Here is a 25,276-nt window from a genome sequence, read left to right on the forward strand (position 1 = left end):
GGCGTCGTATTGACGCCACAACCGCTGATCAGAACAGCCCGGATCGGATAACCGCCGGGCAGCGGGAGGAAAATGAGGCGCGAAATGGAGAAATTGGCTCGCATAGGGGGCGGACGGCGCGTGAGCGGCTGGTTCCGCGCCGCGCTCTGCGCCCCGGCCCTGCTCGCCGGCCTCCTCGCCGTCGCCGGGACAGCCGCCCTGCCCTCGCCCGCCCAAGCGCAGCAGATCCTGGTGATGGTGCAGGGCCAGCCCATCACCAGCTTCGACGTCAGCCAATGGATCAAGCTGGTGCGCCTGACCGAGCGCCGCAACATCAACAGCAAGCAGGCGCTGGACGAGCTGATAGACCAGCAGCTCAAGATCTTCACCGCCAAGCGCTATGGCGTGAGCGCGGACAAGGAGGAGGTCGACAAGATGTTCGCCTCCATGGCCAGCCGCAACGGGCGCACGCCCGACCAGCTCGCCGCCGGCCTCGCGCAGCAGGGCCTCAGCGCCGCCTCGCTCAAGACCAAGATGCAGGCGGACTACGTCTGGAATTCCTATGTGCGCGGGCGCTTCTCCTCCGTCGCCACCATCCGCGATTCCGACATCTTCGCGGCCATGGAGGACAAGGGCGAGGACCTGACCAAGGCCCAGCGCACCACCGAATACACGGTGCGCCAGATCGTGCTCGTGGTGTCGCGCACCGCGCCCGCCTCGGAACGTTCCAGGCGCATCGGCGAGGCCAATGCGCTGCGCAAGAACTTCACCGACTGCGAGAGCGGCGTCGCCGCCGCGCGCGCCATGCGCGAGACCGTGGTGCGCGAGCCGGTCATCCGCACCTCCGCCGACATGTCCGAGCAGGCGCGCAAGGTCATGAGCGACGTGCCGGTCGGCCACACCACGGCGCCGGAGGTCACCCAGGCCGGGGTCGAGCTCATCGCCGTGTGCGGCCGCCGCGAGATCGTCGGCGAGAGCGTGCGCAAGAAGGAAGTGCGCAACGAGCTGCAGGCCAAGCAGCTCGATTCCCTGTCGAAGAGCCTGCTGGAAGAAGCCCGCAAGCAGGCCATGATCCAGTATCGCTGACCGCCCATGCCACGCTCGTCCACGCCTGCCCTCGCCCTCTCGCTGGGCGAGCCTGCGGGAATCGGCCCCGACATAGCGCTCCTCGCCTGGGAGAGCCGTGCCGAGCTGCGACTGCCGCCCTTCTTCATCACCGGCGACCCGGCGTGCCTGCGCGCGCGCGCCGCGCGGCTCGGCGTGCCCGCCCTGGTGCGTGAATGCGCCCCCGAGGACGCTGCGGAGCTGTTCGCGGACGTGCTTCCCGTGGTGCCGGCCGGGCCGGCGGCCACCGCCACGCCGGGCGTGCCCGACACCAGCAGCGGGCCGGCCGCGAAGGCCGCCATAGACGCCGCCGTGCAGTTCGTGAAGAGCGGCCGGGCGAGCGCGATCGTCACCAACCCGATCTCCAAGGCGGTGCTCTACGACACCGGCTTCCGCTTTCCCGGCCACACCGAATATCTCGCCCATCTCGCCGGCGATCCGCCGCCGCGCCCGGTGATGATGATCTGGTCGCCAGAGCTCGCCGTGATCCCCGCCACCATCCACGTGCCGGTGGCCGATATCGCGCGCACCCTCACCCGCGAACTGCTGGTGGAGACCGGGCGCATCGCCGCCCGCGACCTCGAGCACCGCTTCGGCATCGCCCGCCCGCGCATCGCCTTCTGCGGCCTCAACCCGCATGCCGGCGAGCAGGGCACGATCGGGCGCGAGGACGAGGAGATCACGCGCCCTGCGGTCGAGGAGCTGCGCCGCGAGGGCATCGACGCCCGCGGCCCGTTCCCGGCCGACACGCTGTTCCACCCGGCCGCGCGCAAGGGCTATGACGTCGTCGTCGGCGCCTATCACGACCAGGTGCTGGCGCCGGTGAAGATGCTCGCCTTCGACCGTGCGGTGAACGTGACGCTGGGGCTTCCCTTCGTGCGCACCTCGCCCGACCACGGCACCGCCTTCGATATCGCCGGCACCGGCCGCGCCAACCCGGCGAGCCTCGTCGAGGCGCTGCGCCTCGCGCGCCGGCTCGCCGACCGCGATCGCGAGCTGAGCGAAGCCGCCCCGGTGGGCGAGGACGCGCCGTTGCTCGCCGATGGCCGGCCGGCATGAGCGCCATAGACGACCTGCCGCCGCTGCGCGAGGTCATCCGGGACCATGGCCTCTCGGCCCTGAAATCGCTGGGCCAGAACTTTCTTCTCGACCTCAACCTCACCTCCCGCATCGCCCGCACCGCCGGGCGGCTGGAGGAGATGACGGTGATCGAGGTCGGCCCCGGCCCGGGCGGGCTCACCCGCGCCATTCTCGCGCTGGGGGCGCGCAAGGTCGTCGCCGTCGAGCGCGACGCGCGCTGCATCGCCGCGCTCGGCGAGGTGGCCGCGCGCTATCCCGGCCGGTTGGAAGTGGTGGAAGGCGACGCGCTGGCGATCGACCACACTAGCCTCGTGGTGCCGGGAGAGCGGGCCTGCATCATCGCCAACCTGCCCTACAACATCGCCACGCCGCTTCTCGTCGGCTGGCTGTCGGCCGAGCCCTGGCCGCCCTGGTACGAGAGCCTGACGCTGATGTTCCAGCGCGAGGTGGCCGAGCGCATCGTCGCCGCGCCCGGCACCGCCCATTACGGGCGCCTCGCCGTGCTGGCCGGCTGGCGGGGAGAGGCGCGCATCGCCTTCGACGTGCCGGCCTCGGCCTTCGTGCCGCCGCCCAAGGTCACCTCCTCGGTGGTGCACCTGGTGCCGCGCCCGTCGCCCCTGCCCTGCCCGCGCCCGGCGCTGGAACGGGTCACGGAGGCCGCGTTCGGCCAGCGCCGCAAGATGCTGCGCCAGAGCCTGAAGAGCCTCGGCGTCGACACGGCGGGCCTGCTGGAGCGGGCCGGCATCGCGCCAACGGAGCGCGCCGAGCAGGTGCCGGTCGAGGGCTTCGTCGCCCTCGCCAACATGTGGGTGGCGATGCGCGCGGAAGCCGCTCAGGCGGTCAGCGCCACCAATTCCTGATCCAGCCGCTCGATGATCGGCGTGAGGCCGAGCTGGCGCTCGCGCCGCAGGCGCTCGGCGGCCAGGATATTCATCAGCGCGTGGAAGGTGACGTCGAGGTCCTGGTTCACCAGCACGTAGTCGTATTCCTGCCAGTGCGCGATCTCGGTACGGGCGTTCTTGAGCCGCTTCTCGATCACGCCCGAGGCGTCCTCGGCGCGCCGCTCGAGCCGCGTCTTCAGCTCGAAGGCGGAGGGCGGCAGGATGAACACGCCGACGATGTCGCTGCGCATCTTCTCGTAGAGCTGAAGCGTACCCTGATAGTCGATGTCGAACAGCACGTCCTTGCCGGCCTGCAGCGCCTCCTCCACCGGCTCGCGCGGCGTGCCGTAGAAATTGCCGTGCACCTCGGCCCATTCCAGCAGGTCGCCCGAATCGCGCATGCGCTCGAAGCGCTCGCGGGTCAGGAAGCGGTAGTGGATGCCGTCCACCTCGCTCGGCCGGCGCTCGCGCGTCGTCACCGAGACCGAGAGGTGGATCTCGGGATGCTCCTTAAGCAGAAGCTGGGCGAGCGTCGATTTGCCCGCCCCCGAAGGCGAAGACAGAACCAGCATCAGCCCGCGCCGGGCGATGGCGATCTCGGCGGTGGTCGCGTTCATATCCTCACTCGATGTTCTGCACTTGCTCGCGGAACTGCTCGACCAGCCCCTTCAGCTCCAGGCCGATCGCCGTCAACGAGACGTCGTTGGCCTTGGAGCACAGCGTGTTGGTCTCGCGGTTGAATTCCTGCGCCAGGAAGTCGAGCTTGCGCCCCACCGCCCCGCCTTCGGCCAGCATCGCGCGGGCCGCGGCGACATGGGCGACCAGCCGGTCGAGCTCCTCGCGCACGTCGACCTTGGTGGCGAGCATCAGCGCCTCCTGATGGAGGCGGTCGGGGTCGAAATTCGCCCCCGTGTCCATCAGCGCGCGGATCTGCTCGGCGAGCCGGGCGCGGATCGCCTCGGGCTGGCGGGCCGGATTGGCCTCGGCCTGCGCGGTCAGGGCGGCGATGCCGTCGAGGCGCTCATTGAGCACGAGACCGAGCGCGGCGCCTTCCTGCGCACGCATGGCGGCGAGCTCGCCCAGCGCCTGCTCGAAGCCGGCGATCACCGCCGCCTCCGCAACGCGCCGCTCCTGCGGGCTCTCCTCGGCCTCGGCGACCTCCATCACCCCCTTGATGCCCAGCAGCCCCTCGACCCGGATCGGCGGGGCGTCGAGATCGGCGGCGACACGGCGCAGCGAGGTGGCGATGGTGCGCAGCACATCCTCGTTCACGCGTACGCTCACGGCGGCTTCGGCGCGGGTCATGGAGAGGTTAGCCGAGACGTTGCCGCGGCTGAGGGCGCGCGCGGCGATCGGCTTCAGCACGGGCTCGAGCGCCTCCCAGCCGCCGGGCAGGCGCAGCCGGACGTCGAGCCCCTTGCCGTTGACGGATTTCAGCTCCCAGGCCCAGCCCCACGCACCGGCGGTGCCCTGCGTGCGCGCGAAACCCGTCATGCTGGCCAAAGCCATACTCTACCCCGCCCCTGCGCCGTTCACCGCCGACCGGCTGTCGGCGCGCGGAACATACCGGCGGGGCCGCCCGCCCTCAAGCCGGGCGGGCGATCAATCGATATCCGGCGTCGCGCCCGTGTGGCCGGAGGCGCCGGCGGGTGCGCTGGAAGGGTCGACCTTCTTGTCGCGCTCGATCTCGCGCCACTTGGCGACGTTGCGGTTGTGCTCCTTGAGCGTCTCGGAGAACACATGCCCGCCCGACCCGTCGGCGACGAAATAGAGATGATTCGTCTTCGCCGGGTTGGCCACCGCCTCCATCGAGGCCCGGCCCGGATTGCCGATCGGGCCCGGCGGCAGGCCGCCGATGGTGTAGGTGTTGAACGGCGTGGGCGTGGTGATGTCGTCCTTGGTCAGCGGCCGGTCGAGCCGCCCCTTGCCGCGCACCAGCCCGTAGATGATGGTCGGGTCGGACTGCAGCCGCATCTTCTTGTTGAGGCGGTTCACGAACACGGCGGCGACCATGGGACGCTCATTGGCGACGCCGGTCTCCTTCTCGACGATCGAGGCGAGGATCACCAGTTCGTCCGGCGAGCGCAGCGGCACTTCCGGATCGCGCTTGGCCCAGATCTCCTTGAGCGCGGCCTGCTGGGCGCGCGCCATGCGGCGCAGGAAGTCCTCGCGCGTCATGCCGCGCGTGATCTTGTAGGTCTCGGGCAGCAGGCTGCCCTCGCGCGGGATCTGGCGCACCGTGCCCGACAGTTCGGGCACCTCCATGATGCGCTCGACGATCTGCTCGCTGGTCAGCCCCTCGGGCACGGTGACCTTGTATTCGACCACCTTGCCCGAGACGATGTCGTTGAGGACCTGCCGCGTGGTCGCGCCCTTGGCGAACTCGTACTCGCCCGCCTTCAGTCGGCTCGAGGAGCGGGTGCCGAGCGCCGCGCCGACGAACACCCATTTGTCGGCGATGACGCCCTGCTTCACGAGCAGCTCGGCGATGTCCATCAGGCCGTACTCGCCCGGCACGACCACCGCCTTGTCCTCGGCGAGCGGGCCGGGTGCGTCGTAGCGGGCCTTGCCGATCCACAATGCGCTGCCGCCGATGATGATCGCCACCATGAGCAGGGTGAAGATCATGCTGCCGGCGACGACGAGCGGATGCCCTGCCCGCTTGGAGGCCTTGCTCGGCGTCTTGGTCTTGCGCGCACGCGTGGGTTTCGCCGCCGGGGGCCTCGACGCGGGAGGGGGCGTCGCGCCGGAAGGGGGCGGGGGAGGAGCGGGCGTCGGCTCCGGGGGCGTCTGCTCGTTCATCGGTTTCCTCGCCTGGCTTTGCGGGCCGCTCAAACGCTGTGGCAGCCTAGCGTCAAATATGGCGAAAGCGGGAACCGGAGGGCGGGCGGAGCCGGGTCGGCCCCGGCCCTCCGTCCGCTGTCAGTGCATGTAGCGCTTGAAGACCAGCGACGCGTTGGTGCCGCCGAAGCCGAACGAATTCGACAGCGCGTAGTCGATCTTCCGCTCGCGCGGTGCGTGCGGCACCAGATCGAGCGGGGTCTCGACCGAAGGATTGTCGAGATTGATGGTCGGCGGCGCCACCTGGTCGCGAATCGCGAGCAGCGAGAAGATCGCCTCCACCGAGCCGGCCGCGCCGAGCAGATGGCCGATCGCCGACTTGGTCGAGGACATCGAGGCGTGGCCGACGGCATTGCCGAGCAGGCGCTGGACGGCGCCGAGCTCGATCTCGTCGGCCATGGTCGAGGTGCCGTGGGCGTTGATGTAGTCGACCTCGGAAGCCGAGATGCCCGCCCGCTTCAGCGCCGCGGTCATGCTGCGGAACGCCCCGTCGCCGTCCTCGGACGGCGCGGTGATGTGGTAGGCGTCGCCCGACATGCCGTAGCCGATGATCTCGCCATAGATCTTGGCGCCGCGCGCCAGCGCATGGTCGAGCGCCTCGACCACGACGATGCCGGCGCCCTCGCCCATGACGAAGCCGTCGCGGTCCCTGTCATAGGGGCGCGAGGCCTTCTCGGGCGTGTCGTTGAAGCCTGTCGACAGCGCGCGACAGGCGGCGAAGCCGGCCAGCGCCACCCGGTTGATCGGCGATTCGGTGCCGCCGGCAACCATCACATCCGCATCGCCGAAGGCGATCAGGCGTGCCGCGTCGCCGATGGCGTGAGCCCCGGTCGAGCAGGCGGTGACGACGGCGTGATTCGGTCCCTTCAGGCCATGCTCGATCGAGACATAGCCGCCGGCGAGGTTGATCAGCCGGCCGGGAATGAAGAACGGGGAGACGCGCCGCGGGCCACGATCCCTCAGCAGCAGCGCGGTCTCGGCGATGCCTTGCAGGCCGCCGATGCCCGAGCCGATGAGAACACCGGTGGCGCACTGGTCCTCATAGGAGGCCGGATGCCAGTCGGCATCGTCCAGCGCCTGCCGCGAGGCGGCCATGGCGTAGATGATGAATTCGTCGACCTTGCGCTGCTCCTTCGGCTCCATCCACTGGTCGGGATCGAAGGTGCCGTCGGTGCCGTCACCGCGCGGGATCTGGCAGGCGATCTTGGCCGGCAGATCGGAAACGTCAAAGTTCTCGACACGCCGTGCGCCGCTCTGGCCGGCGAGAAGCCGCTGCCAGGTGACGTCGACGCCGCAACCGAGCGGCGTCACCATGCCGAGGCCGGTAACGACCACACGCCTCATACGATGTCTCCGGGAAAGCACATATCGAAAGGCGCCGCGGCAAACGAGTTGTCGCGGCGCACCGACGCGCCCTCAGGCGGCGTTCTTTTCGAGGAACTTGATCGCGTCGCCGACCGTGAGAATGGTCTCGGCGGCGTCGTCGGGAATCTCGCAGTTGAAGGCCTCTTCGAAGGCCATGACCAGCTCGACGGTGTCGAGGCTGTCCGCGCCGAGATCGTCGATGAAGCTGGCGTTCTCCGTGACCTTCTCCGGCTCGACGCCGAGGTGTTCGGCCACAATCTTCTTCACGCGCTCGGCAATATCGCTCATCGGTTCACCCTCGTCCGTATCCGGAGGTTGCTACGTTGTACCATATGGGCCCCCGCGCCTAGGCGCGGTCTGGCGGCCTGTTTTCTGCCCCGATTACAGGAAGCGCCCGGGCCTTCCGCGGTGGTTCCGCGGCGCCCGCCCCTGTGAGCCGTGGCGGTCGTTAGCACACTTCATCCGGCAAAACCAGCGCCCCTCGCGAGCGCCCGGAAACACCGGATTCCATGGCTTTTTATCAGATCATCGCCATACCGCCATTCACGTGCAGTGTCTGCCCCGTGACGTAGGCGGCTTCGTTTGACGCGAGATACACGGCGGCGGAGGCGATGTCCTCGGGGCTGCCGAGCCGGGCAGCCGGCACGGAAGTGAGAATCGCCTCGCGCTGCTTGTCGTTCAGCACGTCGGTCATCGGCGTCGCGATGAAGCCCGGCGCGATGCAGTTCACGGTCACGCCGCGCGGCGCGACCTCGCGGGCAAGCGACTTCGACATGCCGATCATGCCGGCCTTGGCGGCGGCATAGTTGCCCTGCCCGGCATTGCCCATCACCCCCACCACCGACGTGATGCCGATGATGCGGCCGGCGCGCCGGCGCATCATGTTGCGCGCCGCCGCCCGCATCAGCCGGAACCCGGCCGTCAGGTTGACGGCGATCACCTCGTCCCACGCCTCGTCGCTGATGCGCACGAACAGCGCGTCGCGGGTGATGCCGGCATTATTGACCAGAATGTCGAGCTCGCCCATGGCCTCCTCAACCTGGGGCACGAGCTGCTCGACCTGCCCGCTGTCGGCGAGATTGCAGGGCAGCACGTGCACCCGCTCGCCCAGCTCGCCCGCCAGCGTCTCCAGCACCTCGCGGCGGGTGCCGGAGATGGCGACCGTGGCGCCCTGTGCGTGCAGCGCCACCGCGATCGCCTTGCCGATGCCGCCGGTGGCTCCGGTGACGAGGGCGGTCTTGCCTGTCAGATCGAACACGGCTCTCTCCTGAATTCTCTCAACCCACGGCCTCGACGACCGCGAAGGACGCGACATCGGCCGGCCCGCCGACATTGACCGGGGCCACCTGGCGGGCGATGCGCTTGGTCAGGCCCGAGAGCACCTTGCCGGTGCCGACCTCGACCAGCCGGGTCACGCCCGCCTCGGCCATGAAGGCCACGGATTCGCGCCAGCGCACCGTGCCGGTAACCTGCTTCACCAGCAGCGACTTGATCTCGGCCGGGTCGCTCACCGGGCGCGCCGTGACGTTGGCGACCAGCGGCACCTTCGGGGCGCGCATCTCGACGCCCGCCAGTGCCTCGCGCATCGCCTCGGCGGCGGCGCCGATCAGGCTCGAATGGAACGGGGCGGAAACGGTGAGCGGAATCGCCCGCGCCGCGCCTTCGCGCTTGGCGATCACGCAGGCACGCTCCACGGCTGCCGCATCGCCCGACACCACCACCTGGCCCGGTGCGTTGTCGTTGGCGATGTCGCAGACCTGGCCCTCGGCCGCCTCGGCGGCGACCGCGCGGACCTGGTCGAAGTCGAGGCCGAGGATGGCCGCCATCGCGCCCGCCCCCACTGGGGTCGCCGTCTGCATCGCCGTGCCGCGCAGGCGCAGCAGGCGGGCGGTGTCGGCGATCGACAGGCTGCCGGCGGCCGCGAGGGCCGAATATTCGCCGAGCGAATGGCCGGCGACGAACGCCGCGTCGCGGGCGAGATCGAGGCCCGCCTCGCTCTCCAGCACGCGGATCGCGGCGAGCGACGCGGCCATCAGCGCCGGCTGCGTGTTCGCGGTCAGCGTCAGCGTCTCGATCGGGCCGTCCCACATGATGGCGGACAGCTTCTCTCCAAGGGCGTCGTCGACTTCGGTGAAAACCGCGCGCGCGACGGGGAAGGCATCGGCGAGCGCCTGGCCCATGCCGACAACCTGACTCCCCTGCCCCGGGAAAACGAAAGCATTGCTCATGACGTAACGAAATCCATTCGTTAAGAATTGGCGGCCGCAGGAACACCGCCGGGCGCCCCATGTCAAGCAGCAGCGGGCGAGGCGGTGCCCTGCCGTCAGGGTTCTCCACCCGATTGCCAGCAGGTTCCCTTAAGGCATGCGCAGTCTCGTTCTCCTTGCCGGCCTGCTCGCTGCGATGCTCGCGATCGCCGCCATACGCCATCTCTACGCGCTGACGCGGCTGGCCCGGCACAGCTGGCTGAAACAGGCCTGGACGCTGCTCATGGGCGTGCTCGTCTGCGCCGTCGTGGTCGCGCTCTACGCGCTCATGGCCCAGTTCAACGCGCAGACCGTGACCGAGGTCGAGGCGCTCGACGCCGCCGTCCATCTGCTGGGCGCGGCCTTCATCTACGCCATGGCGCGGCTGTCGCACGACATGGCGCACGACATCCTCCGCTCGGCGGCGCTCGAGACCGCGGCGCTGACCGACGCCCTCACCCAGCTCCCCAACCGGCGCCAGTTCGACACGGTGCTGGCGGAGCAGATCGGCATTTCGCGCCGGCGCCACCAGCCGCTCGCCCTGATGTCGCTCGACATCGATCACTTCAAGCGGGTGAACGATTCCTACGGTCACCTGCGCGGCGACGAGGTGCTGGAGCGTATCGGCGAGGTGCTGCTCACCCGCAAGCGCGCCTCCGACACCGCGTTCCGCGTCGGCGGCGAGGAATTCGCCGTGCTGGCGCCGCGCACGACGATGGAGGAGGCGCACGCCCTCGCCGAGCGGCTGCGGATGGCGGTGGAGACCTCGGTGGTCGAATCCAACGGGCACGCGATCGCCATCACCATCAGCGTCGGCGTGACGGTGCTGCGCTCCGACGACGACGTGCCGAGCCTGCTCGACCGCGCGGACGCCGCGCTTTATGAAGCCAAGCGGGCCGGGCGCAACCGCGTCTGCATCGCCCCGTGCGACGCGACGACGACACTCACGGCTTGATTTTGCAGCGATTGCGCGTATAAGCGCGCGCACTGTTGGTCCCGGCCGGGGGCTGAACGGACGGTCGTGCCTTGTGCGCGGCAGGAAGCAGGTGCTTCCGACGTCCCGTGTCCCCGCCTTCGAGAAGTTTCGAGCCTTTCCGGGGCTCGAAGGGCTCGGCGTCGGGACGACGGCCGCAATAGTGCGGACAATCTTAGGAAAGGCACGAGACATGGCTCTCTACGAGCATGTGTTCCTCGCGCGCCAGGACGTGACGGCGCAGCAGGTCGAGGAACTCACCACCCGGTTCAAGGGTGTCATCGAGGCGAATGGCGGTTCGGTCCAGAAGAACGAATACTGGGGCGTGAAGACGCTTACCTACCGCATTCGCAAGAACCGCAAGGCTCACTTCTCGCTGCTCAACATCGACGCGCCGGCCGCCGCCGTCGCCGAGATGGAGCGCCAGATGCGGATCGACGAGGACGTGCTGCGCTTCCTCACCATCCGCGTCGAGTCGCTCGAGGACGGCCCGTCCGTCATGCTGCAGAAGCGTGACCGCGACGACCGTGGCGATCGCGGCTTCGGCGGCGGGCGCGGCTTCGGCGGCGACCGTGGTGATCGCGGCGACCGTGGGGATCGTGGCGATCGCGGGGATCGTGGCCCGCGCCGCGACCGTGAAGAGACCTCTGCCAACGTGGAGACTGAGTGATGGCTTTCGGTGGCACCGGCGGCTCGGCCGCTTCCTCGGGCGCGCGTCGCCCCTTCTTCCGCCGTCGCAAGACCTGCCCGTTCTCCGGCGCCAATGCGCCGAAGATCGACTACAAGGACGTGCGGCTGCTGCAGCGCTACATTTCCGAGCGCGGCAAGATCGTTCCCTCGCGCATCACGGCCGTCTCGGCCAAGAAGCAGCGCGAGCTGGCTCAGGCGATCAAGCGCGCGCGCTTCCTCGGCCTGCTGCCCTTCGTGATCCGCTGATCGCGTGACGCCTTCGTCCCCGGCCCGTGCCGGGGACGCCTCTGCCTTGACGTGACGGCCGACAGGCCCGCGGGAATGGTCCCGCCGGCCTCTGCTGGGGTGGACCCGATCCATCCCTAACCGCTCGGAGCGGGACAGCTCGTCGATGATGATGACCTGGCTCATAGCCCTCGGCGCCGGTGCGGCGTCCGCCCTCCTGGTCGCGACGGTGGCGACCGGCAGCGCCCTGGCTGTGCCGCTCTTCTACCTTGCTCCCCTGCCCGTCCTCATCGTCGGGCTCGGCTGGTCGCAGCTCGCCGCGCTGGTGGCCGCCTCGGCGGCGGCGGTCGCGATCGGCCTGTTCTTCGGCCTCGAGCTGCTGCTCGCCTATGTCGCCGGCGTCGGCCTGCCGGCCTATGTGCTGGCCTATCTCGCGCTGATGGCGAAGCAGGAGACGCCGGACGGGCCGCTCGAATGGTTTCCCATCGGGCGCGTCGTGCTGGCCTCGGCCGTGCTCGGCTGCATCGCCGTCGCCGCGCTGATCCCGCTGGTGGCCGGCGACGTCGAGGGCTACCAGGCGGCGCTTCGCACGCTGTTCGAGTCGATGCTGCAGCAGCCGGCGGACGGCCCCAGCCCCGACGCGGAGCGGCTGATCGACCTGCTGGTCACGGTGATGCCGCCGGCAGCGGCGGTGGTAACCATGATGACGCAGCTCGCCAATCTCTGGCTGGCGGCCCATGCGGCGCGGGTCTCGGGGCGTCTGATGCGCCCGTGGCCGGACCTCGCGGCCATACAGGTGCCGCTCGCCACCGTGGTGCTGCTGCTGGGCGCCTTTGTCGCCGCGGCGGTGTCGTCCGGCTTCGTCGGCCTGCTCGCCGAGCTGCTGGGCGCCACGCTCATCATGGCCTTCGCGCTGATCGGCCTCGCCGTCATCCACTGGATCACGCGCGGGGCGGCGGGGCGCTCGCTGGTCATCGCCACGGTCTGGATCGCGGCGCTCGCGCTCGGCTGGCCGTTCGGCGTGCTGGCGCTGCTCGGCATCGCCGAGACCCTCTTCGGCCTGCGCGGCCGCTTCCGTCGCCGGAACGGCACGGGCGGGCCGCCGGCCGCGAACGACAGCTAACACAATCGAAGATCGAACGACTGAACGGAGAACTGCAATGGAAGTGATTCTGCTTGAGCGCGTGGCCAAGCTTGGCCAGATGGGTGAAGTGGTCCGCGTGCGCGACGGCTATGCCCGCAATTTCCTGCTGCCGGCCGGCAAGGCGCTGCGCGCCACCAAGGAAAACAAGACCCGCTTCGAATCGATGAAGTCTCAGCTCGAGGCCCGCAACCTCGAGCTCAAGAACGAGGCGTCGAAGGTCGGCGAGAAGCTGGGCGGGCTCGAGGTGGTGCTGGTGCGCCAGGCCGGCGAGACCGGGCAGCTCTACGGCTCGGTGTCGACCCGCGACATCGCCGAGGCGCTGACCGCTGCCGGCTTCACCGTCGCCCGTAATCAGGTGATGCTCAACCACCCGATCAAGACGATCGGCCTGCACGAGATCCCGGTGACGCTGCATCCGGAAGTCGAGGTCGCGGTTCGCGCCAATGTCGCGCGCAGCGCCGAGGAGGCCGAGCGTCAGTCGCGCGGCGAAGACTTGACCCTCAACCGCGACGACTACGACGACGAGGAGGAAGCCTTCGAGGAAGCTCCCGCCGCCGAATCCGAGGGCGAGGCGGAAGTCGAAGCCGAGGCCGATTCCGAACAGGCCTGAGCGTATTACCTTAGGTAATAGGCCAAACTGCGTAGCCCGGCTGTCCGCAGCCGGGCTTTTTGTCGTGCGATTACAACGTCCACCATGTTGCGAGGCAGTTCATGTTGTGATGCAATCCTTTGCATCACTTGAGACATGCCCTGGCTTTGGGCAGGCGGTTCTCCCGAACCAGAACCGCCGGTACCTTGGAGGCGGCCGATGGAGCGCTTGCTGCAGCGCGTTCTCTCGCGCATTGTGCGTCGTGGATCCCTCATCATCACATTTGCATCCGGTCAGGCACTGACCTTCGGCGACGGGACAGGCACCCCGCTCGCGGTGCGATTTACAACGAAGGAATGGCAACGACGCCTTGCGCTCGATCCCGAGATGGAGCTTGGCGAGGCCTATATGGAAGGCGGGCTGGTCGTCGAACAGGGCGACATTGCCGAACTGCTCGCCCTGCTGATGTCGCAAGTCGGCTATCAAGTGCCGAGCATCGCGGCCAAGTCGCTGATGAAGCTGCGCTTCATGGGCCGGCGCCTGGCGCAGTTCAATCCGCGTGAGCGGGCCCAGCGCAACGTCGCCCACCATTACGATCTCGACGGCCGGCTCTATTCCCTCTTCCTCGACGCCGACCGGCAATATTCCTGCGCCTATTTCGAGCATGAGGGCCAGTCGCTCGACGACGCCCAGCTCGCCAAGAAGCGGCACATCGCGGCCAAGCTGCTGTTCGACCGGCCGGAACTCGACGTACTCGACATCGGCTGCGGCTGGGGCGGCATGGGCCTCTACCTCGCCGACAATGCCGGCGCCAACGTCACCGGCGTCACGCTCTCGCAGGAGCAGCACGGCATCGCCAGCGCCCGCGCGCAGGAGCGCGGCCTGTCCGAGCGTGCCCGATTCCTGCTGCAGGACTACCGCGACACGCCGGGCCCGTTCGACCGCATCGTCTCGGTCGGCATGTTCGAGCATGTCGGCATCGGCCATTACGACGAGTATTTCACCAGGGTCGCCGAGCTTCTGAAGGACGACGGCGTGGCGCTGATCCATTCAATCGGCCGCTCCGAGGGGCCGGGGATCACCAATCCGTGGATCGCCAAGTACATCTTCCCGGGCGGCTACATCCCTGCCCTGTCGGAGGTGCTGCCGGCGATCGAGCGCGCCGGGCTGCTGGTGACCGACATCGAGATCCTGCGCCTGCACTATGCCGAGACGCTGAAGGCGTGGCGCGAGCGCTTCCTCGCCCATGAGGAGGAGATCGAGCGCCTGTACGACGCGCGCTTCGTGCGGATGTTCGAGTTCTATCTCGCCTCCTCGGAAATGGCGTTCCGCCACCAGGGGATGATGATCTTCCAGGTGCAGCTCGCCAAGCGCGAGGGCGTGGTGCCGCTGACGCGCACCTATATTCCCGAGGCCGAGGCGACGCTGCGCAAGATGGAGAATCGCAACCGCATCGGGCTGCGGCTGGCGGGCGAGTAGCGGGCGCGCCGGACGAGCCTGACGCGGCGGAATCGCGTCAAGCGCGATTCCGCTTTCCACAGGCCCTCCACAGGACAAAATGGGGCGCTCGTGATTCGCCGCGGACTCGGTCGCCGTGGTGGCGTTAGCTGTTCGCCGACACCAGCGCACCCGGATTGCTCATGCTCGATTCTCCCGCCCGCCCCCCGGCGGACTCCGATGTTGCCTACCGCACGCCGCCCCACAACATCGAGGCGGAGCAGGCGCTGCTGGGCGCCATCCTCGTCAACAACGAGGCGTTCTACCGGGTCTCCGACTTCCTGGAGCCGCGCCACCTGTTCGAGCCGATCCATGTCGCGATCTACGAGACCGCCTCAGCGCTGATCCGCGCCGGCAAGGTGGCCACGCCGGTCACGCTCAAGACCTTCCTGCCGCCGGAGCTCGACGTCGCCGGGCTGACCGGCCCACAATATCTGGCCCGGCTCGCCGCCGAGGCGACGACGATCATCAACGCCGAGGATTACGGGCGCACCATCTACGACCTGTCGGTGCGCCGCGACCTGATCGCCATCGGCGAGGAGATCGTCAACGAGGCCTATGACGCGGCGATCGACGCCACGCCGCAGGACCAGATCGAGGAGGCGGAAAAGCGCCTCTACGAGCTCGCCGAGACCGGCCGCTACGACGGCGGCTTCCTGCGCTTCAACGACGCGCTGAAGGAAGCGGTCGACATGGCGAGCCGCGCCTTCCAGCGCGACGGGCACCTGTCCGGCCTCGCCTCCGGCCTCGACGACCTCGACCACATGATGGGCGGGCTCCAGCCCTCCGACCTCATCATCCTCGCCGGCCGCCCCGGCATGGGCAAGACCGCGCTCGCCACCAACATCGCCTACAACGTCGCCGCCGCCTACCGCTCGGAGACGTTGCCCGACGGCAATATCCGCGCCCTCGACGGCGGCGTGGTCGGCTTCTTCTCGCTGGAGATGTCGGCCGAGCAGCTCGCCACCCGTATCCTTGCCGAGCAGACCGAGATCCCCTCCTACAAGATCCGGCGCGGCGACATCTCGGAGAGCGAGTTCGACAAGCTCGCCGCCGGCGCGCAGATGATGCAGACCATCCCGCTCTATATCGACGACACGGGCGGCATCTCGATCGCCCAGCTTCGCGCCCGCGCGCGCCGGCTGAAGCGCCAGCGCGGGCTGGATTTCATGGTCGTCGACTACCTCCAGTTGCTGTCCGGCTCGTCCAAGAAGGCGTCGGAAGGGCGCGTGCAGGAGATCACCGAGATCACCACCGGCCTCAAGGCGCTGGCGAAGGAGCTCGCCGTGCCGATCATGGCGCTGTCCCAGCTCTCGCGTCAGGTGGAGACGCGCGACGACAAGCGTCCGCAATTGTCCGATCTGCGCGAATCCGGTTCGATCGAGCAGGATGCGGACGTGGTGATGTTCGTCTTCCGCGAGGAATATTACCTCAAGAACAAGGAGCCGAAGGAAGGCACGGAGGAGTGGTTCACGTGGGATTCGGAGATGAAGGCGGCGCAGGGCACCGCCGAGGTCATCATCGGCAAGCAGCGTCACGGACCCACCGGCACGGTGAAGGTGGCCTTCGAGGCCCAGTTCACCCGCTTCTCCTCGCTCGCCCTCGGCGATCGCATGCCGCATCAGTGAGCGTCCCGACGTGAGCGACGACGACATATCGCAGGCCGAGGCCGGCGGCCTCCTGACCATCGACCTCGCGGCGCTGCGGGCCAATTTCGCCGAGATCGCCCAGCGCGTCGCCCCGGCGGCCTGCGCCGCGGTGGTGAAGGGCGACGCCTACGGCACCGGCCTCGTGCCGACCGCCTCGGCACTCTGGGACGCGGGCGCGCGTACCTTCTTCGTCGCCCTGCTGGGCGAGGCGCGCACGCTGCGCGCGGCGCTGCCGGACGCCGAGATTTTCGTGCTCAACGGGCTGTTCCCGGGCACGCAGGAGATCTACCGCGAAGCACGGCTCACGCCGGTGCTCGGCAGCCTGCCGGAAATCGAGGGCTGGCGCGCCTTCTGCGCTGAGGTGGACGAATTGCTGCCGGCAGCGCTGCATGTCGACACCGGCATGAACCGGCTCGGCGTCTCCCCGGCCGAAGCGATCAACCTCGCCGAAGGACGCGAGGAGATCGGCTTCCCGCTGGCGCTCGTCATGAGCCACCTCGCCTGCGCCGACGAGCCCGACCATCCGCTCACCGCCCAGCAGCTCGAGGACTTTCGGGCCATCGCCGCGCTGTTCCCGGACGTGCGCGCCTCGCTGGCGAACTCGGCCGGGGCGATGAGCAGCCCGGCCTTCCGGTTCGACCTGGTGCGGCCGGGAATCGCGGTCTATGGCGGGCGAGCGCGCACCGATGTCGCGCCCCTGCGCCCGACGGTCCGGCTCGACCTGCGCATCGTCCAGGTCCGCCATGTCCATGAAGGCCAGACGATCGGCTATGGCGCGGCGCACACGGCGCGGCGGCCGAGCCGCATCGCGATTCTCTCAGCCGGCTATGCTGACGGCATTCCGCGCCTCGCCGGCGCTTCGGACCTGCGATCCGGCGCGGAAGCCATGGTCGCCGGCCGGCGCTGCCCGCTGGTCGGGCGAATCTCGATGGATCTGCTCGCGGTGGACGTGACCGACGTGCTCGAGGACGACGTCGCGGCCGGAGACTGGGCGACGCTGCTGGGCGACGGACTCACCCTCGGCGATCTGGCTCACCACTCGCAGACGGTCGATTACGAGATCCTCACCTCGCTCGGCCGGCGCTACTGCCGCCGCTGGACGTACTGAACCCGGACCTTCCGCTCCGGCGGCATCGCGTCGCGCATGCCCGCGCGCACGGCCTCGATCACCTGTGTCCCGTTCTCCAGCCAGTTCGGCAGCACCATCCCGCGGCCGCGCTCGAGGACGACATCAAGACGCAACACGGGCTGTTCGATATTGGCATAGCCCTTGCGAGTGACGACGCTGCGCACCTCGGTCCACGGAACGAAGCGGCCTGACCATAAGTAAATGCCGTCGCCGTCGACCTTGTACACAAATGAACGTCGCCAGAACCAAAGCAATATGCACCCCGCGCCCAGAGTCGTCGACACCAGGGCGATCATCAACAGAGAAAATCTGTTATTTGTTCGAGCGACTACAGGTTGCATAGATTTCCAGTTGACCTATCGACAACTCCACCACCCATACGCGATCGAACGTTTGGCGGCCGAAGACCACACAAACTTACCGCTAATTTGGACGTAAATCACGATCTATTACCGACCATGCGGTCGCATCCGCGCACCGATTTTCGGCAGAGGCCGATCGTCACCCCCTCCGCATGAGGCCGGAATGGCGCTAGGACTGCGTTCCGAGTCCTGGATGAACCAATGGCCAAACGCACAACGTCCTTCGTCTGCCAATCCTGCGGCGCCGTGCACATGCGCTGGCAGGGCCGCTGCGATTCCTGCGGCGCCTGGAACAGCATCGCCGAGGAGCAGAGCGGCGGCGCCTCCGTCCCCTCCGCGCAGCGCGGCGGCCGGCGCGGCCGGCTGATCGCGCTGGAGAGTCTTGCGGGCGTGAGCGAGGACGCCCCGCGCATCCGAATCGGCATCAACGAGGCCGACCGCGTCGCCGGCGGCGGGCTCGTGCCCGGCTCGGTGCTGCTGATCGGCGGCGATCCGGGCATCGGCAAGTCGACCCTGCTGATCCAGGCTTCGGCCGCGCTGGCGCGCGAGGGGCACCGCGTCGTCTACGTCTCGGGCGAGGAGGCGTCGGCGCAGGTGCGTCTGCGCGCCGAACGCCTCGGCCTTGCCGGCGCGCCGGTGGAACTCGCGGCCGAGACCAATGTCGAGGACATCGTCGCCACCCTCTCCGAGGGCGGCCGCCCCGCGCTGGTGGTGATCGATTCGATCCAGACCATGTGGACCGACACGGTCGAATCCGCGCCGGGAACCGTCACGCAGGTGCGCTCCTCTGCCCAGATCCTGATCCGCTTCGCCAAGCGCTCGGGCGCCTGCGTCGTCCTTGTCGGCCATGTTACCAAGGACGGGCAGATCGCCGGGCCGCGCGTCGTCGAGCACATGGTGGACGCGGTGCTCTCCTTCGAGGGCGACGGCGCCCACCATTTCCGTATCCTGCGCGCGCAGAAGAATCGCTTCGGCCCCACCGACGAGATTGGCGTGTTCGAGATGACCGGCCTTGGCCTGCGCGAGGTCGCCAACCCCTCCGAGCTGTTCCTGTCGAATCGCGACCATGGCGCGCCCGGCACCGCGGTCTATGCCGGCATGGAGGGCACGCGCCCGGTACTGGTGGAGATCCAGGCGCTGGTGGTGCCCACGAGCCTGGGCACACCGCGCCGCGCGGTGGTAGGCTGGGACCCGAGCCGGCTTTCCATGGTGCTGGCGGTGCTGGAGGCGCGCTGCGGCATCAAGCTCGGCGCGCATGACGTGCATCTCAACGTCGCCGGCGGCTTCCGCATCTCCGAGCCGGCCGCCGACCTTGCGGTCGCGGCCGCGCTGGTGTCCTCGCTCAGCGGTTCCGCCCTGCCCTCGGACGCGGTCTATTTCGGCGAGGTCAGCCTGACCGGGGCCGTGCGCCCGGTGTCCCACACCGGCGCGCGACTGAAGGAAGCGGCCAAGCTCGGATTCGCCAGCGCGGTGGTGCCGCAGGGCAAGTCCGCCGGCACGGAGGCGGGCGAGACCGGCCTGAACGTGGAAACGGCCTCTTCACTTGGGGATATCGTGGCGACGATAGCGGCACGGGGGCCACGTCGGGCTCCCCGCGTGGCGCAAGAGGGATGACGCCATCCGCGCGCCGCGCTATACGTCGCGCGGTCCCGTCGGCATCCGACGGAATGAAGATTCGCCGCCTTTCTTGAACGCCGCGATCACGGTGCGAAACTCTTGACGCTGCTCGACATCATCCTCGTCGCCGTGATGGTGATCTCCGGCCTGCTGGCGATGGTGCGTGGTCTCGTGCGCGAGGTCTTCGCCATCGCCTCGTGGGTCATCGCCGCGGGCGTGACGCTGTACGCCTATCCGCTGGCCCTGCCCTACGCCAAGCAGTACATCGCCAACGACACCTTCGCCATGGCGGCGACGGTGGCGGCGGTGTTCCTCATCACGCTGCTGATCGTGTCGCTCATCACCGTGCGCATCTCCGATCTCGTGCTCGACAGCCGGATCGGCGCGCTGGACCGCACGCTGGGCTTCATCTTCGGGCTGGCGCGCGGATTCCTCATAATGGTTGTGGCCTTCCTGTTCTTCAACTGGCTGGTCCAGAACGAACAGGGCCAGCCGGGCTGGATTCGCGACGCGCGGTCGCGTGTGGTCTTGCAAAACGCGGGTGACTGGCTCATCTCCATTCTGCCGGAAGATCCCGAGAAGCTGATACGCGACATCAAGAACTCACGGGACGTGGAGCCGAGCGAGCCGCCGCCCGAGCCCTTCAATCCGGGGCCGGCGCCTTCGACGACACCTCCGGCGCCATAATTTCTCCGCGCCTTCGGGACAAGCCGTCGCGGCGGCGCGTGGATGGCATTCCAGCGTAGAGAGCGGGCGCAGCCTTGAACTGCGCAGAGCGGAGCGATGGTGAGATGGCGCATATAGCCGGGCACGCGGTGTCGAAATCGGGCGAAGCCGACGATTTCTACGATGATTACGGGGATACGCTGCGCGAGGAGTGCGGCGTATTCGGCATTTACGGGCATCCCGATGCTGCCGCCATCACCGCGCTGGGCCTGCATGCGCTCCAGCATCGCGGCCAGGAAGCGGCAGGCATAACCACTTACGATGGCCAGCGTTTTCACTCCGAGCGCCGCCTCGGACTGGTGAGCGACGCCTTCTCCGACGCCGAGACCATCAAGCGCCTGCCGGGCCAGATCGCGGTCGGCCATGTGCGCTATTCGACCACTGGCGAGACCATCCTGCGCAATGTGCAGCCGCTCTTCGCCGAGCTCGACGGCGGCGGCTTCGCCATCGCCCATAACGGCAATCTCACCAACGGCCTGACGCTGCGCCGCCAGCTCATTCGCGACGGTGCCATCTGTCAGTCGACCTCCGACACCGAGGTGATGCTGCACCTCGTCGCCCGCTCCAAGCGCCCGCGCTTCACCGAGCGCTTCATCGACGCGCTGCGCGCGATCGAGGGCGCCTACGCCTTCGTCGGGCTCACCAACAAGAAGCTGGTGGGCGCGCGCGACCCGCTCGGCATCCGTCCGCTGGTGCTGGGCGAGCTCGACGGGCACCCGATCCTGACCTCGGAGACCTGCGCGCTCGACATAATTGGTGCGCGCCACGTGCGGGACATCGAGCCCGGCGAGGTGATCGTCTTCTCCTCCGACAAGGTCGAGACACTGCGCCCCTTCGGCGCCGTCACGCCGCGCCCCTGCATCTTCGAGTACATCTATTTCGCCCGGCCGGATTCGGTCGTCGGCGGGCGCTCGGTCTACCAGGTGCGCAAGAACATGGGCGTGCAGCTCGCGAGCGAGGCGCCCGCGAATGCCGACGTCGTGGTGCCGGTGCCCGATTCCGGCGTGCCCGCCGCCATCGGCTACGCGCAGGCCGCCGGCATCCCCTACGAGCTCGGCATCATCCGCAACCACTATGTCGGGCGCACCTTCATCCAGCCGACCCAGTCGATCCGCGACCAGGGCGTGCGCATGAAGCACTCGGCCAACCGTTCGGTCGTCGAGGGCAAGAGCATCGTGCTCATCGACGACAGCCTGGTCCGCGGCACCACCTCGGTGAAGATCGTGCGCATGATGCGCGAGGCCGGGGCGCGCGAGGTGCATTTCCGCATCTCCTCGCCGCCGATCACCCACCCGGACTATTACGGCATCGACACGCCGGACCGCGACAAGCTGCTCGCCGCCACCCACGACCTCGAGGGCATGCGCCACTATATCGGCGCCGACAGCCTCGCCTTCCTCTCCATCGACGGCATCTACAAGGCGATGGGCTTCGAGGGCCGCGACCCGATGCGCCCGCAGTTCACCGACCATTGCTTCACCGGCGAATATCCGACCCCGCTCACCGACCGCGTGGGCGAGGTGGCGCCGCGCCAGCTCTCGCTGCTGGCCGAGGCGAGCTGAGGCGGCGCGGGAGAGGGACGAACGAGGCGGCATGGTCGAGCTCAACCAGTGGCATCGCGGCCGCCTCATCGACCACATCCAGCTCGTGGTGCGTGACCTCGAGGCGAGCCGGCGCTTCTATGGTGCGGTGCTCGAGGTGCTCGGCGTGCCTCTCGTCGCCGGCGAAGGCTATTTCTACGCCGACGAACTCTTCGTCTCGCCGGGCGAGCCGCTGACCGGGCGCGCCCACATCGCCTTCCAGGCGCCGGACCACGAGACCGTCCAGCGCTTCTACGCCTCGGCGCTGGCGGCGGGCGGGCGCGACAATGGCGCGCCGGGCCTGCGCAGCTATCATCCGGGTTACTACGCCGCCTTCGTGCTCGATCCCGAAGGCAATAACATCGAGGCCGTCTGCCACGGCCCGGCCACGCGTTCCGCGCCCTCGGTGGTGCTGACGGACGCGTCTTGAATCTCGGGGAAACGTCGATGACCGATACCGCAGCAGAGGGCGCCGCGCGCCCGCTCGAGGGAAGCTACGCGCTTGTCACCGGCGCGACCCGGGGCATCGGCCGGGCGGTCGCGCTCGCCCTCGCCGGCGCGGGCGCCCATGTGGTCGCCGTGGGGCGCACCGCCGGGGCGCTGGAGGAGCTCGACGACGCCATCGTCGCCGCCGGCTCCACCGCGACGCTCGTCCCCCTCGACCTGAAGGACGGACCGGGCATCGACCGGCTCGGCGGCGCGCTCTTCGAGCGCTTCGGCCGGCTCGACGTGTTCGTCGGCAATGCCGGCGTGCTCGGCCCGATGACCCCGCTGGCGCAGGTCGAGCCCAAGGAGTGGGACGACGCCATCGCCGTCAACCTCACCGCCAACTGGCGCCTGGTGCGCTCGCTCGACCCGCTGCTGCGGCTCTCGACCGCCGGCCGCGCGGTGCTGGTCTCCTCGGGCGCCGCCCACAAGGCGCGCGCCTTCTGGGGCACCTATGCCGTCACCAAGGCCGGCGTCGAGGTCCTCGCCCGCACCTGGGCGGCCGAGGTCGCCAACATCTCGCCGCTCGCGGTCAATCTGGTCAATCCGGGGCCGATCCGCACCCGCATGCGGGCCAAGGCGTTCCCGAGCGAGGACCCGCAGACGCTGCCCACGCCGGAAGAACTCGCGAGCGCGATCCTGCCGCTCTGCCTGCCGAGCTTCAACGAGACCGGCAGGCTCTACGACTTCCCCACCCGCTCGCTCAAGGAATTCCCGGTTCCGGCGTGAGCCGGCGCCGGCTGAAGATCGCCACCGCCGCCACCACGCCGACGAGCTGCAGCGCCGCGCCGACCGCCTCCGCCGCACTCGGCCAGCGCTGCTCGAAGGCGAGCCCGTAGCCGAGGCCGAACACCGTCTCGGCAACGATGAGCTGCGCTGACAGGGCCAGCGGCAGGCGTTGCGAGGCGACGACCCAGCCATAGGTGCCGAGCCAGGAGGCGACCACGCCCATGCCGAGCGCCCAGGCGAGGAAACGCGTCGTCACCTCGCGGTCGTGGCCGAGCAGCCCGGCGTCGAGCACGAAGGGCATCAGCGCCACCGCCGCCGCCCCGGCCCCGAGCCCCTGCAGGCCGGTCCAGCGCAGCGCGTCCGGCGCGGCCGCCGCACGCAGCGCGGCGGCATTGGCGAGGCCGTAGAGGATCCAGATTCCCAGCGCCAGCAGCGACAGCGCCGCACCTGCGAGCACCGCATCAGCCTCGTCCGGCGCCGCCGCGCGAAGGTCGTGGGCGTTGACGAGCACCAGCCCGGCGACGATCAGCGCCAGCGGCAGCGCGATCGAACGCCACGCCACCGTGCGCTCACGCAGATTGGCGACCACCGCGAGCAGCACCGGCGCGGTGCCGGTGATGAGCGGCGGCAGCACCGCGCCGGCGAACAGGACGGCGTAGGAGATGGCGAGGAAATAGCCGAAATAGCCGAACGCACCGAGCGCGCCCCCCAGGACGAGCTGGCGGGTGGTCATGCCCGAGGGGCGGAAGCGCGGAGCGGCCATCAGCAACAGGCTGACGAGGCCGAACAGCAGGTAGCGGACGACGGAGAAGTCGAACGCCGACACCGGCGCGATCGCCCGCGGCGCGACGAAGGAAAGCCCCCAGGTCGCGCCCGTCAGGAGGCCGCCGAGAATGCCGATCAACATGCCGGAGAATCCAGGAATCGGGAGGCTGCCAGCATGCCAGCCGGGCGGCGCCGTTTCGAGCCCCGGCGGGCGCCTTCGCCCCGACCGTTATTCCCTGCCCGGCCGGATGGTCCGCCTCGCGGACCGCCCTCAGTCCTTCTCGGCGTAGGGATTGTCTTTCTCGCGCAGCGTCAGCCGGATCGGCACGCCGGGCAGGTCGAAGCTGGTGCGCAGATTGTTGACCAGATAGCGCAGATAGCTCTCCGGCAGCGCGTCGGAGCGCGAGCAGAACAGCACGAAGCTCGGCGGGCGCGCCTTGGGCTGGGTCATGTAGCGCAGCTTGATGCGCCGCCCGGACACCGCCGGTGGCGGATGCTCGCTCGTCATCTCGCCGAGCCAGCGATTGAGCGGGTTGGTCGCCACGCGCCGGTTCCACACCTTGTGCGCCGCCTCGACCGCGCGCACCAGCCGGTCGAGACCGTCGCCGGTGAGGCCCGAGACCAGCACCACCGGCGCGCCCTTCACCTGCGGCAGCCAGTGGTCGGCCTCCTCGCGCATCTTCTTGGCGAAGCCGGCGCGGTCCTGGACGAGATCGGACTTCGACAGCGCGATCACCACCGCCCGGCCCTCGCGCTCGGCGAGGTCGACGATGCGCAGGTCCTGCTCCTCGAACGGGTGGGTGGCGTCCATCAGCACCACCACCACCTCGGCGAAGCGCGCGGCGCGCAGGCCGTCTGCGACGGAGAGCTTCTCCAGCTTGTCGTCGATGCGGGCGCGCTTGCGCATGCCGGCGGTGTCGAACACGCGCAGCGCAACGCCGTGACGCTCGACGTCGACCGAGATCGAATCGCGGGTGATGCCGGCCTCCGGGCCGGTGAGCAGCCGCTCCTCGCCGAGCAGGGCGTTGATCAGCGTCGACTTGCCGGCATTGGGGCGCCCGAGCACGGCGACGCGGATGCGCCGGCCGCCCTCACCCTCGCCGTCCTCCTCGTCCTCGTCCGGCACGAACTCGGCGAGCGCGCGCACGAGGTCGGCCATGCCGTCGCCATGCTCGGCGGAAAGCTCCACCGGGTCGCCGAGGCCGAGCGCGAAGGCGTCGAGCGCGTCGGCGCCCCGCGCCTCGCTCTTGTTCGCGACCAGGATGGTGGGCTTGCCCGAGCGGCGGGTGAGCTCGGCGAAGGAGCGGTCGGTGGGCGTGACGCCGGACTTGGCGTCGATCATGAACAGGATGACGTCGGCGTCGGCGATCGCGGTCTCGGTCTGCGCCCGCATGCGCCCTTCGAGCGATTCCGCCTTGGCCTCCTCCAGCCCGGCGGTGTCGATGACGCGGAAGGACAGGTGCCCGAGCCGCCCGTCGCCCTCGCGGCGGTCGCGCGTCACACCGGGCCGGTCGTCGACCAGCGCGAGGCGCTTGCCGACCAGCCGGTTGAAGAGCGTCGACTTGCCGACATTCGGCCGGCCGACGATGGCGATGGTCATCGTCATGGCGGGAACGCTT

26 protein-coding genes are annotated in these 25,276 nt (G+C 69.2%); 16 read left to right on the forward strand and 10 right to left on the reverse strand.

The window, feature by feature from the left end; genetic code table 11:
• The first annotated feature begins 120 nt into the window (after positions 1 to 120).
• The 3 genes from NVS89_RS00820 to rsmA are packed head-to-tail and all read left to right on the forward strand — an operon-like array spanning position 121 to position 3,023.
• Positions 121 to 1,065, forward strand: coding sequence for a SurA N-terminal domain-containing protein (locus NVS89_RS00820; protein WP_258730572.1), 945 nt, complete (start codon positions 121 to 123; stop codon positions 1,063 to 1,065).
• A gap of 6 nt (positions 1,066 to 1,071) precedes the next feature.
• Positions 1,072 to 2,142 carry a 4-hydroxythreonine-4-phosphate dehydrogenase PdxA gene (gene pdxA / locus NVS89_RS00825; RefSeq protein WP_258730573.1) on the forward strand — a complete coding sequence of 357 codons (1,071 nt, stop codon included), beginning with the start codon at positions 1,072 to 1,074 and terminating at the stop codon, positions 2,140 to 2,142.
• Positions 2,139 to 3,023, forward strand: coding sequence for a 16S rRNA (adenine(1518)-N(6)/adenine(1519)-N(6))-dimethyltransferase RsmA (gene rsmA / locus NVS89_RS00830; protein ID WP_258730574.1), 885 nt, complete (start codon positions 2,139 to 2,141; stop codon positions 3,021 to 3,023). Before pdxA ends, rsmA begins: the two co-directional genes overlap by 4 nt.
• Here rsmA and gmk read toward each other — a convergent pair.
• The 7 genes from gmk to fabD form a co-directional block, all read right to left on the reverse strand.
• The gene (gmk, locus tag NVS89_RS00835; protein WP_258730575.1) at positions 2,996 to 3,661 is read right to left on the reverse strand and encodes a guanylate kinase; all 666 of its coding nucleotides are present in this window, start codon (positions 3,659 to 3,661) and stop codon (positions 2,996 to 2,998) included. The two genes, rsmA and gmk, sit on opposite strands and share 28 nt — an antisense overlap.
• A 4-nt stretch (positions 3,662 to 3,665) precedes the next feature.
• Positions 3,666 to 4,553, reverse strand: coding sequence for a YicC/YloC family endoribonuclease (locus NVS89_RS00840; RefSeq protein ID WP_258730576.1), 888 nt, complete (start codon positions 4,551 to 4,553; stop codon positions 3,666 to 3,668).
• 93 nt (positions 4,554 to 4,646) lie between these two features.
• Positions 4,647 to 5,846: an endolytic transglycosylase MltG gene (gene mltG / locus NVS89_RS00845; protein WP_309486511.1), complete on the reverse strand. Its 1,200-nt coding sequence runs from the start codon at positions 5,844 to 5,846 to the stop codon at positions 4,647 to 4,649.
• A 120-nt stretch (positions 5,847 to 5,966) separates the two neighbouring features.
• Positions 5,967 to 7,229, reverse strand: coding sequence for a beta-ketoacyl-ACP synthase II (gene fabF / locus NVS89_RS00855; RefSeq protein WP_258730577.1), 1,263 nt, complete (start codon positions 7,227 to 7,229; stop codon positions 5,967 to 5,969).
• 72 nt (positions 7,230 to 7,301) lie between these two features.
• On the reverse strand, positions 7,302 to 7,538 hold the full coding sequence (locus NVS89_RS00860) for an acyl carrier protein (RefSeq protein ID WP_013165911.1): 237 nt from the start codon (positions 7,536 to 7,538) through the stop codon (positions 7,302 to 7,304).
• A 232-nt stretch (positions 7,539 to 7,770) separates the two neighbouring features.
• Positions 7,771 to 8,508 carry a 3-oxoacyl-[acyl-carrier-protein] reductase gene (gene fabG, locus NVS89_RS00865; RefSeq protein ID WP_258730579.1) on the reverse strand — a complete coding sequence of 246 codons (738 nt, stop codon included), beginning with the start codon at positions 8,506 to 8,508 and terminating at the stop codon, positions 7,771 to 7,773.
• Positions 8,509 to 8,527: 19 nt separating this feature from the next.
• Positions 8,528 to 9,478: an ACP S-malonyltransferase gene (fabD, locus tag NVS89_RS00870; RefSeq protein ID WP_258730580.1), complete on the reverse strand. Its 951-nt coding sequence runs from the start codon at positions 9,476 to 9,478 to the stop codon at positions 8,528 to 8,530.
• 136 nt (positions 9,479 to 9,614) lie between these two features.
• On the opposite strand from fabD, the gene NVS89_RS00875 reads away from it, so the two are divergent.
• The 8 genes from NVS89_RS00875 to alr all read left to right on the forward strand — a co-directional run bounded on the left by NVS89_RS00875 (position 9,615) and on the right by alr (position 17,371).
• Complete coding sequence (locus NVS89_RS00875; protein ID WP_258730581.1) at positions 9,615 to 10,451, forward strand: GGDEF domain-containing protein; 837 nt, start codon at positions 9,615 to 9,617, stop codon at positions 10,449 to 10,451.
• A 211-nt stretch (positions 10,452 to 10,662) separates the two neighbouring features.
• Positions 10,663 to 11,139, forward strand: a complete 477-nt coding sequence (gene rpsF / locus NVS89_RS00880; protein ID WP_258730583.1) for a 30S ribosomal protein S6 — start codon at positions 10,663 to 10,665, stop codon at positions 11,137 to 11,139.
• Positions 11,139 to 11,405, forward strand: a complete 267-nt coding sequence (gene rpsR / locus NVS89_RS00885; protein WP_258730584.1) for a 30S ribosomal protein S18 — start codon at positions 11,139 to 11,141, stop codon at positions 11,403 to 11,405. Before rpsF ends, rpsR begins: the two co-directional genes overlap by 1 nt.
• A 145-nt stretch (positions 11,406 to 11,550) precedes the next feature.
• Entirely contained in the window at positions 11,551 to 12,507 is a 957-nt protein-coding gene (locus tag NVS89_RS00890) for a DUF2232 domain-containing protein (RefSeq protein WP_258730585.1), read from the forward strand.
• A gap of 37 nt (positions 12,508 to 12,544) precedes the next feature.
• Positions 12,545 to 13,138: a 50S ribosomal protein L9 gene (gene rplI / locus NVS89_RS00895; RefSeq protein ID WP_258730586.1), complete on the forward strand. Its 594-nt coding sequence runs from the start codon at positions 12,545 to 12,547 to the stop codon at positions 13,136 to 13,138.
• Positions 13,139 to 13,336: 198 nt separating this feature from the next.
• On the forward strand, positions 13,337 to 14,596 hold the full coding sequence (locus NVS89_RS00900; RefSeq protein ID WP_258730587.1) for a cyclopropane fatty acid synthase: 1,260 nt from the start codon (positions 13,337 to 13,339) through the stop codon (positions 14,594 to 14,596).
• Between the two features lie 161 nt (positions 14,597 to 14,757).
• Positions 14,758 to 16,242, forward strand: a complete 1,485-nt coding sequence (locus NVS89_RS00905) for a replicative DNA helicase (RefSeq protein WP_258730588.1) — start codon at positions 14,758 to 14,760, stop codon at positions 16,240 to 16,242.
• Between the two features lie 10 nt (positions 16,243 to 16,252).
• A complete protein-coding gene (gene alr / locus NVS89_RS00910; protein WP_258730589.1) occupies positions 16,253 to 17,371 on the forward strand; it encodes an alanine racemase in 1,119 nt (372 codons plus the stop codon).
• Here the strand turns inward: alr and NVS89_RS00915 are convergent.
• Positions 17,347 to 17,691 carry a hypothetical protein gene (locus tag NVS89_RS00915; protein ID WP_258730590.1) on the reverse strand — a complete coding sequence of 115 codons (345 nt, stop codon included), beginning with the start codon at positions 17,689 to 17,691 and terminating at the stop codon, positions 17,347 to 17,349. The genes alr and NVS89_RS00915 overlap by 25 nt on opposite strands.
• A 264-nt stretch (positions 17,692 to 17,955) precedes the next feature.
• Here NVS89_RS00915 and radA point away from each other — a divergent pair, with 264 nt between their 5' ends.
• The 5 genes from radA to NVS89_RS00940 all read left to right on the forward strand — a co-directional run bounded on the left by radA (position 17,956) and on the right by NVS89_RS00940 (position 22,892).
• Positions 17,956 to 19,368 (forward strand): DNA repair protein RadA, encoded by a 1,413-nt coding sequence (gene radA / locus NVS89_RS00920; protein ID WP_258730591.1) that lies wholly within the window; start codon positions 17,956 to 17,958, stop codon positions 19,366 to 19,368.
• Positions 19,369 to 19,470: 102 nt separating this feature from the next.
• On the forward strand, positions 19,471 to 20,058 hold the full coding sequence (locus tag NVS89_RS00925) for a CvpA family protein (RefSeq protein WP_258730593.1): 588 nt from the start codon (positions 19,471 to 19,473) through the stop codon (positions 20,056 to 20,058).
• 104 nt (positions 20,059 to 20,162) lie between these two features.
• On the forward strand, positions 20,163 to 21,659 hold the full coding sequence (purF, locus tag NVS89_RS00930) for an amidophosphoribosyltransferase (RefSeq protein ID WP_258730594.1): 1,497 nt from the start codon (positions 20,163 to 20,165) through the stop codon (positions 21,657 to 21,659).
• A gap of 31 nt (positions 21,660 to 21,690) precedes the next feature.
• The gene (locus tag NVS89_RS00935) at positions 21,691 to 22,107 is read left to right on the forward strand and encodes a VOC family protein (RefSeq protein ID WP_258730595.1); all 417 of its coding nucleotides are present in this window, start codon (positions 21,691 to 21,693) and stop codon (positions 22,105 to 22,107) included.
• Between the two features lie 17 nt (positions 22,108 to 22,124).
• Positions 22,125 to 22,892: an SDR family NAD(P)-dependent oxidoreductase gene (locus tag NVS89_RS00940; RefSeq protein WP_258730596.1), complete on the forward strand. Its 768-nt coding sequence runs from the start codon at positions 22,125 to 22,127 to the stop codon at positions 22,890 to 22,892.
• On the opposite strand, the gene NVS89_RS00945 is transcribed toward NVS89_RS00940, so the two are convergent.
• Positions 22,867 to 23,799 carry a DMT family transporter gene (locus tag NVS89_RS00945; protein WP_258730597.1) on the reverse strand — a complete coding sequence of 311 codons (933 nt, stop codon included), beginning with the start codon at positions 23,797 to 23,799 and terminating at the stop codon, positions 22,867 to 22,869. The two genes, NVS89_RS00940 and NVS89_RS00945, sit on opposite strands and share 26 nt — an antisense overlap.
• Before the next feature lie 129 nt (positions 23,800 to 23,928).
• A complete protein-coding gene (der, locus tag NVS89_RS00950) occupies positions 23,929 to 25,263 on the reverse strand; it encodes a ribosome biogenesis GTPase Der (RefSeq protein ID WP_258730598.1) in 1,335 nt (444 codons plus the stop codon).
• Positions 25,264 to 25,276: the final 13 nt, after the last annotated feature.

It is taken from the genome of Ancylobacter mangrovi, from assembly GCF_024752355.1.
GTDB classification, from domain to species: Bacteria; Pseudomonadota; Alphaproteobacteria; order Rhizobiales; family Xanthobacteraceae; genus Ancylobacter; species Ancylobacter mangrovi.